The organism is Chlamydiales bacterium (assembly GCA_031292375.1).
Taxonomy (GTDB): Bacteria; Chlamydiota; Chlamydiia; order Chlamydiales; family VFKH01; genus JARLHF01.
Genome location: JARLHF010000009.1, coordinates 1 through 12,206, shown reverse-complemented (window position 1 = coordinate 12,206; position 12,206 = coordinate 1). Strand labels below are relative to the sequence as shown.

Sequence of the window (12,206 nt, the reverse complement as noted above, 5' to 3'; positions counted from 1 at the left end):
TGAGTTACTAAGGTATAAACCAATAAAAGTCACCTGTGTAACCTACCTGTTTGAAAAAAGCCTTCCATTCATCTACATGCATAATGGTCTTCGCTGTCAAATTCCAAGCATACATTAGCTCTTTTTCACGCTCATCACGATAAGCATCCACGGTTATAAAACTCTTGCCACGACTCACTCTTTCAATCTCTTGTAAAGCCATTGCAAGATCATCTTTTTCAAGATTGTGCACCGTGTTAATGGAAATCACAAGATCAAAAGAGTTATCTGGAAAGGGCAATTTTCTAGCGTCTGCAACCTGTACAAAAGACTTTACCTCTTCAATAGCATTTTCAATAGCGTAAGAAGAGACATCAACACCTTGAATTTCAAGACCTGGAACCATTTGCATCATATCATAAAGCATAAAGCCTTTTGCGCAACCAACATCCAAAACCCTATCTTTTGGCTTTAAATGATAATACTCTAAAAAAGTTGGAACCACCGGCTGCCAAAAACGCGGCTGATAGTTAAAACCACCATAACCTGTCTTTCTATCTCCATCAAAAAACTCCTTTCCAAACTGGCGAGCAATGGATCTATCCTCTTCTGTTTTTGTATTGCCACGCTCTTCAACATTTCTCTTTGCTTTTGGATAGTTTGCAAGTAGATCTACTTCATTTCCCATACTGTTTTAAGCCTTATGAATGTATTGTAGTGGTTCTTTTTCAATAGTTTCTAAATTTTTAGACACCCAGGACACCGTATCTTGAATGCCTTGCTCGAGCGTGATCTTAGGTGACCATCCAAACTCTTGCCTTGCCTTTTGCGAATCAATTGTATACGCCTTATCTTGTCCAAGACGCTCCTCAACCGCAATGGTTGCCTTATCAAAAGGTATCTGCATTTTATGGCAAATCATATCGACTACATCTTTTACAGCAACACCTTGATCTGGAGAAAAATGGTAGATCTCTCCAATTTTTCCCTGCTTCATAGCCATAAGCTCTCCCTTAGAGACATCACGGATATGAATATAAGACTTAACAGCAACACCGCCTCCGTGCAGCTCTATCTTCTTACCCGTTTTTAAGTAAATGATAGAACGAGGAATAATTTTAAAAAGCTGTTGTCCTGCCCCATAAACGTTTGTTGCTCGCACCATTACAAGAGGAAAATGAAAATTCTTGGCGAACGTAAAGAGTGATAAATCCCCTGCAGCTTTCGATGCTGCATAAGGGGTGCTTGGATTTAAAGGAGCATCCTCTTTAATGTTCCCCACACAAGTTCCATATACTTCAGGAGATGAAATGTGCACGTAACGTTTTAAGTAGGGCTGGTCTTTGAGCATGTTTGCAAGGCGAGTGAGTGCAACCGCATTCGTTTGAAACCAATGGTCTGGGTTTTGCCAACTGGGAGCCACTTCACTTTGGGCTGCAAAATTCACAACATAATCGGGCTTAAAGCTCTCAAGCAAATCTTTCAATTCTGCAAAGTCTGTATTCAGATCGATTTGCCGAAAGCGAAAGTTAGAACAATCTCTTTGCTTATAAGGAAGAAAGAGAGCAGGCTTTTCTGGTGATCTGCTAACTCCAAGCACTTGATAATTTCCCTCTTCAAGAAGAAGGTCGATAAAATCACTCCCAGAAAAGGAGTTACTTCCAATGACTAATACTTTTTCCATACTACTATAGCAATCCCTTCTTGATCCTTCTACGATTATGCTCTACCATTTTTTGTTTCGATATAAATTTCTTTACCTCTTTAACATCCTCACCCATACTGTACAAAACATCTGGACATATATCTGCACCATTTGGCCAGCAAATACTCAATAGACAGTCATCTAAAGATACCTGTTTAAAAAATTCAAAGTCCTTTAATTCTTTAAAAATACCTTTAGTGTTCTGTAATTTATCTGCAAAATCAATAATTTTTACTTTTTTATCGCTAAACTGTAGTTTCAATCTATATCCATCAACATACTCGACTTTTTTTACTCTCATAACCACACAAGACCCTTAATTTTTTTAAATTAATGAGGTGTATTATGATCATCAAAAAACATCTTAATAACTATTCCTAAAAAACGACTGATTTCTGGCATTAGTTTCCTCTCAGGCTAAAATGGCCCTGTAAATGCATTGTCTGGCACATCATGTGGCTTTTGACTTAAATCTTGTAACAACTCTTGTAATAATAATTTTGCTTGTGGACTCTTATGCATTATTTCCAGCACTTTGATCTCAATATCTTTAGAGGTTGGGTAATAGTGATTTGCAAGCATCCAACTCGTCGGACTCAAGGAATCTGGATAAGTGATGCGAACAGGAGGAGATTTTAAGTCCCCAAAAGCCTCTTCCGTAACAAACGCAATCACTTCGGCTGCAAGCCCGCAAGTCTTCCAATCAGGGTCACATACAACAAGCCTTCCTGTCTTTCTAACGGAGTCAAGAACGGTTTCTTTATCTAGCGGCTTAATTGTGCGAAGGTCCACAACTTCTGCAGAAATACCCTCTTTTTCTAAAGCATTTGCAGCTTTCCAGGCCTCAAGTGTCATCTGAGAACATGCAACTAATGTAACATCAGTGCCTTCTTTGATCACTTTGGCTTTGCCTAAAGGCACCTCATATAACTTTTCAGGCACCTCTCCAAAGATCCCATGCAACCAACGATGCTCAATAAATACAACAGGATTATTATCCTCAACAGATGCCACAAGCAATCCTTTTGCATCAAAGGGCGTAGATGGCATTACAACTTTTAAACCTGGTATATGTGCAAAAATATTGTGCAAGGTTTGTGAATGTTGTGGCCCTTGCCCCCAGCCCCTACCAATAATCAGACGAATCACAAGAGGCACTTGCATTTTACCGCCAAACATATAGTGCCACTTAGCAGCGTTATTAATCAGTTGATCAAGAGCGAGTAAAAAAAAATCCACCCTTTGATGTGTCATGATAGGTCGCATACCAACAATTGCAGAGCCAATAGCAATACCCGTCATGGCATTCTCAGAAGTTGGCATATCCATTACTCGGTTTTCACCATACTTTTTTTGCAATCCAAGCGTTGTTCCGAAGGTACCTTTAGGATCTGGAACACCAAGACCCATAATGTATACTCTAGGATCCAATTCCATCACTTGATCTGTTGCTTCTAAGATTGCTTCGTGAAATTTGATGTGACGACTCATAGTGCCCTTACATAAGTGGTATCAACATTGGGATCATAAACAGGAAAAGGACTACTTTTGGCAAAATCAAAAGCTTCTTCAATTTCTAATGCGATTTCTTTTCTTGCCTCTTCAATAGAAAGATCTGACACAAGCTTTTTTTCCAGCAAATAGGCTAAAAATGCATCCACAGGGCATGATTTTTTCCAATCTAAATATTCCGACTCTTCTCGGTACCCTATATTATTATCAAAATTAGGCCCACAATGCTCTCTAAATCTGTATGTTGTAAATTCAACATACGCAGGCCCCTTGCCCTCTCTTATGTGTTGAATTGCCAAACCAGAGAGTTGATGAACCTCTTCAACGCGATTGCCATCTCCTTCTTTTGTAAAAAAGCCATGAGCTTTTGCAATAGCCACGCGATCTCTCTCTTCTGGTTGCCGTACAGATAAGGGCGAATAAACAGAATAAAAATTGTTTTCACAAACAAAAAGCACAGGTAGCTTCTTCAAGGCTGCAAAATTGAGCGCTTCAGAAAAAACACCCTCTTCTGTTGCACCCTCACCTATAAAAAGTACGGTAACACGATTTTCACCCTTTAAAACGGATCCAAAGGCAGCACCTACTGCAACAGGAATGCTACCACCAACAATGGGAGTTGATCCAAGCATACCCACATCTAAATCCACAAGATGCATAGAGCCTCCCCTTCCAGAAGAGCAGCCTGTCTCTTTTCCATAAATTTCTGCTATCATACGCTTTAAATTGCCACCTTTTGCAAGATAGTGAGCATGAGCTCTGTGATTACTGATTAAATAATCTCGAGCCGTTAAATGCGCACACACTCCAACAGCAATAGCCTCTTGTCCAATGCTTAAGTGGACAGGGCAGCGCATCTGTTGCTCTGAATATTTTTCTGCAATAGCCTCTTCTACCATCCGTATACGCAAAGTCTTATAAAATAATTGCAAGGCTATATCTTCTTTTACATCTTCCATCATTTTAAAAGCCTTGTCACATATTTACAAAAAGGAGCTTTCTGTACAGATTCTCTATTACCAACAATTTGCACATCCATAGCTGCTGCCACAGAACCTAAAAAACCAGAGAGAGGAAAAGAATACCCTTTTGCAAGGCCCAAAGACGCTATAGCTAAAAAGCTGTCTCCTGCTCCTATACGGTCAATTACATTTGTGGTAAGCGCTGGTATTGTAAAAGAAGAAGTCTCTCGAGCATAACATTCAACTCCCTCTACACCTCTTGTTATTGCAACAGAGGGACAGTTTAATTTATGTGCAACTTTTTCTACAACATCTTCTAAAGGATTATGTCTGTCATGCGCTGCTAAGCGAAGCTCTGGTTCATTGAGTGAAATAAAATCTGCTCTCTTATAGTGAGTCACTACATTAAAGCCCCTATTGCCACTATTAGTCTGCGTGTTCACCGCTAGAAAAGTAGGTGCCAAAGAGAGTGCTTCCACAATTTTTGGATTAGTAAAACCATTGCCAAAGTCGCAAGCGATAACAACATCATACTCCTTTGCATGCACGCGCAAATCAGCAACAATTTCTTCTGTCTGCTCACTTGTAAGAAGAGACTCATTTGTAGAGTATGTTTCAAAAAGTTTCGAAAGTGTCTTACCATCTTTTAAAACATAACGCTTCTTTGTAAGTGTTGTTGCTTTATCAATATAGGTAAACTGCTTACCTACTTTTGGATCTAATGCTTGATGAATAAACTGCAGATGAGGACACTCCCTGCCAACAGATGTGATTAGATCAACTTGACCAGCAAAACCTGCCACGTGATTTGCGACAATTAGAGATCCACCAAGAAACACCTCTTTTTCTAAACAACGAGCAGCCATGTGAAGTCCTTTACCCGATTGGCCAAGAGGAGATACATATTGATATTCATCAATGATCGCATCACCTACAACCAAAACTTTTAAAGTAGAAAGCCCATCAATTGCTCGGATGACATCCTCTATTCGGTACTCTTTTTTAATTTTCTCTAAAAACTCCGTCACCACAGGAGCTACTGGATCGATGTAGCGATTGATAAGAGAAGAAGAACTAAATACGATATCATCTGTATAGTGAACTTTTCCACCCACAGAATTAACGGCGCTTACTTCTTCAGAAATTTTTCCCGTTACATCTGCTGCGTGATCTACATACTCTACGCCCTTCACATAGACATCTGGCTTAATTTTTTGAATACATGAAACCGCATCTGCAGTCTCGTTAAGAACAACATAGTCAACTGCAACAATTGCCGCAAGCGTTTCACAGCGCAATTGTTCATTAAAAGCAGGGCGTCCTGGCCCTTTGTTCACAAAGCGATCAGGAGTAAGTGTTACGATAAGCTTATCTCCTTGCTTTTTAGCCTCTGCAAGGTGCCTAATGTGTCCTGGATGAAGTAAATCAAAAACACCATGACACTGAACAACAGAGAATCCATTTTGCTTATCATCGCGTAAAATATTTTGAATTTCTTGAAATGTCTTAATTTTAGTGTGCATGTGTCATCATCGATTGTAAAAGTGATTTATAACTAGCCATTTTACGATCCTTCCAACTATCAACAATTGTGTGTAATAGCGAAAAATGCCCTGTTTCCACAAGACCATAATCAGAGGCTTTTAGCCAAAAGTTGAGATCTCCCTTAGTTCTCAGAGGATTATTATTTGCAAAACCACTCAACGTAATTACTTTAGCACCCTTTTCTCTTGCAACATCTGCTGCATTGATAATATTTGGTGACTTACCAGAGCTACTGATAGCAACAAGAAGGTCTTGTGAGTGCATCAATGTTTGAAGAGGCTTACTAAACACATTTTCATATCCAAGATCATTTCCGATACATGTCAATAAATTCGAATCTACGAGTGTACTGGCAGGTATTCCTAAAGCTTTTAAAAGGTCTGTACAAAAGTGAGAAGCAATACCTGCACTTCCCCCATTACCAATAACATACACAATACCCTTTGCCTCTTCTGTATCATGTAGCAAGCTATGAGCAAGCTGAAGAGCACTCTCTTCTTCTATTACGCCTTCATGCGTTGTGTACACACACTCTTTAACCAATTGAACAAGCTCTTCCAACCTTTTTACGAACATATGCACTCATCCTTTTTTGGATCCAAATAGCGAAACCAAGAAGCTGTTGCTACTTTAATGCTCTCTGGATCCCAAAGAGGAGCATCACGAAATTCATCTATATGCTCTAACATCTTTTTAATTCCTTCTTCAAAAGAGATGGAAGCTTTCCAGCCAAGCTCTGCCTGGATTTTAGAAACATCTGCAAAGGTACAATCTGGCTCTCCTGGACGTTTGGGGATATAAACAACATCGCCACCCAAAAGCTCCACCAAACGGTTCACACTATAATGTCCAGAGCTTCCCACATTAAAGATTTTACCACTAAGCTCAGAACATGCAGCTTTATATACAGCATCCACAACATCTGTTACATAGGTAAAGTCTCTTGTCTGCTTACCATCTCCTACAACTGTATAAGGCCTATTATTTAATTTTTGTGCCAAAAAGACACCAAATACAGCGCCATAAGCACCCGTTGTTCTAGATCTTGGTCCATATACATTAAAAAAACGAAGGGATACAGCAGGTAGATGATATAACTTTTCCCAATGCATTACAAGCTGCTCTCCCAAATTCTTCGTCAAAGCATAAGGGTATTCTGGAGAAATTGTTGCGCTCTCTTGCGTTGGGTATTCTTTTGCTATGCCATAACAAGAAGAAGAAGCTACATAGACAAAGCGTTTTACTTTTGCACGCTTTGCACATTCTAATACATTAAAAGTACCATTCACATTGACTTCATAATAAAGATCTGGTTTTTCAATTGATGGCACGATATCTGCCATCGCAGCTAAATGAAAGACCCAGTCTACTGCATTAAAAAAGGGTTCAATCTCTTGAATATTTCGAATATCGACCTTTTCAAAAGAAAAAGCTGGATGGTTCTGCACAGATCTTAAATTTTTTAAATGACCACCTGCAAGGTTGTCAAGAACAATAACTTCATGCCCCTCTTGCAAGAGGCGCTCTACCAAATGGCTACCAATAAACCCAGCGCCTCCCGTAACTAACGCTCTCATAAATACTCCTCTTACTGCAGATTGACAGCCTTCATCACTTTAATATTATAATAGCGCGCATCATCCAAAGAATTAGGTAGATGTCCCTTTTCAAAAGCATCTACTAAACTACTCATCGCATCTTCTATCGTATATTTAGGCATAAACCCAAGTTTTTTTGCAATTTTATCTGATGAAACATGGTAAGAACGATTATCATTTGTTGACTCAACAACAAGCTCTACGCTTCTTTTCTTACCAACTATTTCGGCCGCCATCTTTCCAAGATTCATTACAGTATGGTTGTGATAGCCTACATTAAATATTTCACCTTGCACTTTCTCTTCAGGCATCTCTAAAACATGAATATAAGCCCTTACCATATCTTCTACATGGATATTAGGTCTCATTTGAGCGCCGCCGAGCACTTTTACTCTGCCCGTATTATAAGCCAGATTAACCAAAATATTGACAACAAGATCAAGCCTTTGACGAGGTGCATATCCACATACCGTTGCAGGACGCAATACAGTACATATAAAGCTTGGATCTTTGTACTTTAACAAGATCTCTTCACAATCCGCTTTAAACTTAGAATAATCCGTAAGGGGCTCTAAAGACATCTCTTCTGTAACATTTGATTCAGCCTTAACACCATATACAGAGGAGGATGAGGCATAAACAAAGCGTCTGACACCCGCCTTCTTTGCAAGCTGAACAAAAGGCTCAAACGCATCTAAATTAATCGATTTTCCAAGCTCTGGATTAAGTTCAAAACTTGGATCATTAGAAATGCATGCCAAATGAATTACGGCGTCTTGTCCGATAAGTGCTTTTTCAACTCTTTGAAGATCACGAATATCAGCTTTTATCTCTTTTAATTTCACATTATTTTTGAGATGTGAAAAAACATCATCTCCATAAAGATACAAATCAAAAACAGTAACCTCATAACCCTTATTCAACAACTCAGGAACAAGTCTTGAGCCAACATAACCTGCACCACCTGCAACTAATACTTTCATTCTTTTCACCTAAAAACAAGCACATAAAAGGCTAGTTTGTAAAGCAGTAAAAAATAAAAAACAACAAGAAAATCTATTCCGGTAGAAAGTGTTGAAAATGAGGTTGTTTCATTGGCAGTACTCTTTTATTGAATATTAAATATTATAATTATATATATCAATCAAAGCAACAGGTAAGAAAATGTCTGATATAAGCGATCTTGGAGAAGGCTCAAAATTTCAATTCGATAAGCTAGCACTTCCTGAGACTAAAGGAAAATTTAAACCGCGCATTGTTCTTTCAGAAACAGAAGGGAGCGTAGCACAAATTGCCTATAGAACTCTTACTGAAAAGAGCTATACTAAAGAACTTAATAAACTCAGAAAGCAAGAAACTCGCTCAATATTTAGAAGATTTGTTCCTGCACTCATAGGAAACAAACACGTTGAAGTAAATATCAGGAGTATGGCCAAGCGTTTGGGTCTCACGAAAGACTCTATATTTGAAGCTGCAAAAGCAGGCACTCTTGAAACTTTGTTTACCAAAGAAGCTCAAGCTGTTGCCAAGCATGCTAAAGCCATACAAAATCTTGGCCTATCTCCAAACGAAGTACTAAAAATTTCTACCTATATCATAAAACACAAAAATGACCTTGTCAAGCAAGCTACAACAAGTGGAAAAACGATATACATAAGAGCCTCTAAAGAAATACCTCGAGCTCTACAAATAACTCCTAAGGGTCAAATCATCGTCCATCTCAATAAAAGGCGACTTGGAGACGACATTATAGGAGAAGGAAGTTTTAAAACAGTTAGAAGAGCCGTTAATGCTGATACAGGTGATTTTTATGCCGTTGCACGAATGATGAAAGAGGTAGATGAGAAAGAGCTAGATAAAGAAGTTGTATTTCTCGAAAAATGCAAAGGCGCAGGTATTGCAGAACTTTCCGAAATCATTACTGTCGATGGCAAAACTCGAAAAAAGTTCTTCATACAACCGCTATATGAGAGTGATCTAAAAGCCTCCTATCAAAATCTCTCTAAGTTGCAACAACTCCAAATTACACTAGACCTTCTTAAGGGAGCAGCTCTCATGGAGGAAAAAGGCGTAATCCATCGCGATTTAAAACCTGCTAATATTTTTTTATCAACAGAGCGCGATGGCACTGTACATGCATTCATTGCAGATTTTGGCTTAGCAGTGGAAGAAAAGAGCACTGACCCCCTATGGATTGCCGGCACTCGTGCTTATTTTGCACCCGAGTACTCTGTACTCCGTGATAAAGTTTTCGAATCTCTCGAGAATGAAAATGAACAAATACGACAAGCAACAACTTCTAAACTCGATGCTTGGGCACTTGGCGGGATCATCCGCTTTATGGAAACTAGAAAACATCCGTATAAGCTTAAAGAAGATCTACCTATTCCCGAAACTATATCATACCTGGAGGGAAGTATAGAAAATAACCCCTTATCATACCTTCAATATGACCTATTGCGACAAGATCCTGCAAAGCGGCTCTCTGCAAAAGAAGCTCTTGAAAAATATCAAACACACCTTGAAGCAAAGATCAAACAACTCAAGCAAAATCCTTAAACTTGTTTGTGTATATACTCATTTTATGATAGACTCGTGCAAATATTTATTTTATAGAGGAGTCTACTTGCTTTATGTACCTAATTATTCTTCTTTATGCGCTTCTTGCCTCCACATTTGTTTTTGCAAAATTTGCTCTCGACTATGCATCCCCTATCTTTTTAATTGGATTTCGAATGACCCTTGCAGGAATACTTCTTTTAAGTTACCTGTTTCTCTTCAGACGTAAAGTTTTTAAAATAAAAAAAGAAGATATTTTTCTCTTTTTAAGAGTTGCTTTTTTTCACGTATACATTGCCTTTATTGCAGAATTTTGGGCTCTGCAATATGTCTCCTCTTCAAAAACGAATTTGATTTACTCACTAACTCCATTTATTGCAGCAATACTCTCATTTTTTCTCTTAAAAGAGCGCCTTACTTCAAAAAAAGTTATCGGAATGACCCTTGGTGTGCTTGGACTTTGTCCCATCCTCTTCTCACAAAATTCAGGCTTGCTTGTTACAACAGACTTTTTCAACATCTCCATACCAGAAATTGTGCTGCTTGTAGCAGTAGCCTCTGCATCCTATGCATGGTTTGACATTAAGAAGTTAATGAATAAGGGCTATTCTCTTATTTTAATTAATGGACTTGCAATGCTAGTGGGCGGAATTGGCGCTTTTTGCACATCGCTTGGTACAGAAGATTGGTCATCTGGTATTCCGGTTACCGAGTTTCTACCTTTTTTAAAATATGTGCTTATCCTTATCTTCTTATCTAATGTTGTATTTTACAATATGTATGGTACTCTTTTGAAAAAGTACTCTATTACTTTTGTAACTTTTGCAGGCTTCTTATGCCCTCTTTTTGGGACTTTCTTTGGTTGGTTCTTTAGGGATGAAAGCATTACTTGGCACTATTGGGTCTCTCTTGGGACCATCAGTATAGCTCTCATGATTTTCTATAGAGAAGAGCTCAAAAACATGATAAAAAAACCACAGCCCGTTCCATCTCAATAAAACCTTTAAAAATTAAGGGTGGCATTAATATTATCAAAATCGTTAGTAAAAGACTTGGTATTAGTTGTAGTACTACTTGTGCTACCTAAACTACCACCACTTGCAATTGTGCTTACTCCCTCTCCTATATCAAATAAGCCCTCCACGTCTGTAAGTAAACTACCTCCTGAGGCCTTTTTAAGATTTTTTCGCTTCAAAGGAGTTTTTTTATTTTTTTTAGGAGTACTTTTTCTCTCATGCTTAATTTTTCCTGATTTTTTCACAATGCCTCCCAAAACTCGCGTTTTTTAAAATGGATTACCAAAATTAATAGTTACATCACTCATATTATTAAAATCTTCATTATCTGAATTCATATTAATTGTTTCATTGCCGCCACTAGAACCACCTACAGTAAATCCTCCTGTGGTCTTTTTCAGATTTTTTTTCTTTAAATTCTTGGGCGAGCCTTTTTTTAATTCATAAGACTTGTTTGTTTTATGTTTCATATCTGCCTCTAATTAATAAATATTATTTATAAATAAAGCGGGAAAAATCCTCCCGCTTTAAATAATAGACATAATGCCTTATAGGTCGCTAATACGTCCACGCCCAACGACTCCTCCAGTATTGTAATTGTCATCATTATTATTTGATGACATAATAATTGTCTCTTTGCCAGAAGAAGCACCGCCTATTGAAGCCCCTGAGTAATTATTAATTATACCACCTTGGCCACCTCTAGTTTTTTTAAGAGATTTTCCTTTTAGGTATTTTTTATCTTCATATTTTGCAGGTGCAGCTTTAGGAATTTTTGATATATCTTTTGTTTTATTTATCTTTTTCATACAGACCTCCTCTTGGGAATTATTCCCTGTCTATAAAACTGTATTGTATTAACAAATCTCTAATTTGTCAAATTATGTTTATTATAATAAATTAGCTTTTCCTACGGCGATGCCCTAAGATTTTATAACGCAGGGCGTCCGCCCTAAAAACTACACATGGCAATCATTACCTAAGGCGAATGCCCTAGGCTTTTATAACGAGAGGTCTTCAGCCTGCAATCTAAAGGCACTATCCTAGGGCGAATGCCCTGGTAATACCAGGATATGATTTGCAGGCTGAAGGCCTGATTTATAGGCATTTGCCCTGTGTAAAATAACGCCAGCTCGATTTTCAACTATCTGCTAATCAATAACTTGAATAATTAAAACACGGAGACGCGGAGACACGGAGACTTATAATTTATCATTTATGATGCGTTCTACACCGTTTTTTACTTGTTTATTGCCAAAATTAATGAGTAAACCTAGTTCATGTCTTGTTAAGCGCAAGTATGTAAGAAGTTGAACAGAATGAATAGGAT

At 38.2% G+C, this 12,206-nt stretch carries 14 protein-coding genes; 2 read left to right on the top strand and 12 right to left on the bottom strand.

Translation table 11 applies throughout. The features are described from left to right. Positions 1 to 7 precede the first annotated feature (7 nt). The 9 genes from P4L16_01730 to P4L16_01690 all read right to left on the bottom strand — a co-directional run bounded on the left by P4L16_01730 (position 8) and on the right by P4L16_01690 (position 8,284). Entirely contained in the window at positions 8 to 667 is a 660-nt protein-coding gene (locus P4L16_01730; protein MDR3623840.1) for a methyltransferase domain-containing protein, read from the bottom strand. Between the two features lie 6 nt (positions 668 to 673). Then, on the bottom strand, positions 674 to 1,663 hold the full coding sequence (locus tag P4L16_01725; GenBank protein ID MDR3623839.1) for a GDP-mannose 4,6-dehydratase: 990 nt from the start codon (positions 1,661 to 1,663) through the stop codon (positions 674 to 676). A 4-nt stretch (positions 1,664 to 1,667) separates the two neighbouring features. Next, the gene (locus tag P4L16_01720) at positions 1,668 to 1,985 is read right to left on the bottom strand and encodes a DUF2442 domain-containing protein (GenBank protein ID MDR3623838.1); all 318 of its coding nucleotides are present in this window, start codon (positions 1,983 to 1,985) and stop codon (positions 1,668 to 1,670) included. A gap of 116 nt (positions 1,986 to 2,101) precedes the next feature. Continuing rightward, positions 2,102 to 3,175 (bottom strand): alpha-ketoacid dehydrogenase subunit beta, encoded by a 1,074-nt coding sequence (locus P4L16_01715; protein MDR3623837.1) that lies wholly within the window; start codon positions 3,173 to 3,175, stop codon positions 2,102 to 2,104. Further along, entirely contained in the window at positions 3,172 to 4,158 is a 987-nt protein-coding gene (locus P4L16_01710; protein MDR3623836.1) for a thiamine pyrophosphate-dependent dehydrogenase E1 component subunit alpha, read from the bottom strand. Before P4L16_01710 ends, P4L16_01715 begins: the two co-directional genes overlap by 4 nt. After that, positions 4,155 to 5,681 (bottom strand): PfkB family carbohydrate kinase, encoded by a 1,527-nt coding sequence (locus tag P4L16_01705; protein ID MDR3623835.1) that lies wholly within the window; start codon positions 5,679 to 5,681, stop codon positions 4,155 to 4,157. Before P4L16_01705 ends, P4L16_01710 begins: the two co-directional genes overlap by 4 nt. Continuing rightward, complete coding sequence (locus P4L16_01700) at positions 5,671 to 6,279, bottom strand: SIS domain-containing protein (GenBank protein ID MDR3623834.1); 609 nt, start codon at positions 6,277 to 6,279, stop codon at positions 5,671 to 5,673. Before P4L16_01700 ends, P4L16_01705 begins: the two co-directional genes overlap by 11 nt. Then, positions 6,270 to 7,280 carry an SDR family oxidoreductase gene (locus P4L16_01695; GenBank protein ID MDR3623833.1) on the bottom strand — a complete coding sequence of 337 codons (1,011 nt, stop codon included), beginning with the start codon at positions 7,278 to 7,280 and terminating at the stop codon, positions 6,270 to 6,272. Before P4L16_01695 ends, P4L16_01700 begins: the two co-directional genes overlap by 10 nt. Positions 7,281 to 7,291: 11 nt before the next feature. Further along, complete coding sequence (locus P4L16_01690; GenBank protein MDR3623832.1) at positions 7,292 to 8,284, bottom strand: SDR family oxidoreductase; 993 nt, start codon at positions 8,282 to 8,284, stop codon at positions 7,292 to 7,294. 181 nt (positions 8,285 to 8,465) lie between these two features. Here P4L16_01690 and P4L16_01685 point away from each other — a divergent pair, with 181 nt between their 5' ends. Both P4L16_01685 and P4L16_01680 read left to right on the top strand, forming a co-directional pair. Continuing rightward, a complete protein-coding gene (locus P4L16_01685; GenBank protein MDR3623831.1) occupies positions 8,466 to 9,860 on the top strand; it encodes a protein kinase in 1,395 nt (464 codons plus the stop codon). Positions 9,861 to 9,934: 74 nt separating this feature from the next. Next, a complete protein-coding gene (locus P4L16_01680; protein MDR3623830.1) occupies positions 9,935 to 10,858 on the top strand; it encodes a DMT family transporter in 924 nt (307 codons plus the stop codon). A 5-nt stretch (positions 10,859 to 10,863) separates the two neighbouring features. Here P4L16_01680 and P4L16_01675 read toward each other — a convergent pair whose 3' ends face one another. The 3 genes from P4L16_01675 to P4L16_01665 all read right to left on the bottom strand — a co-directional run bounded on the left by P4L16_01675 (position 10,864) and on the right by P4L16_01665 (position 11,685). Further along, positions 10,864 to 11,121, bottom strand: coding sequence for a hypothetical protein (locus P4L16_01675; GenBank protein ID MDR3623829.1), 258 nt, complete (start codon positions 11,119 to 11,121; stop codon positions 10,864 to 10,866). Positions 11,122 to 11,145: 24 nt separating this feature from the next. Continuing rightward, positions 11,146 to 11,346, bottom strand: coding sequence for a hypothetical protein (locus P4L16_01670; GenBank protein ID MDR3623828.1), 201 nt, complete (start codon positions 11,344 to 11,346; stop codon positions 11,146 to 11,148). Positions 11,347 to 11,424: 78 nt separating this feature from the next. Beyond that, positions 11,425 to 11,685, bottom strand: coding sequence for a hypothetical protein (locus tag P4L16_01665; GenBank protein MDR3623827.1), 261 nt, complete (start codon positions 11,683 to 11,685; stop codon positions 11,425 to 11,427). Between the last annotated feature and the right edge of the window lie 521 nt (positions 11,686 to 12,206).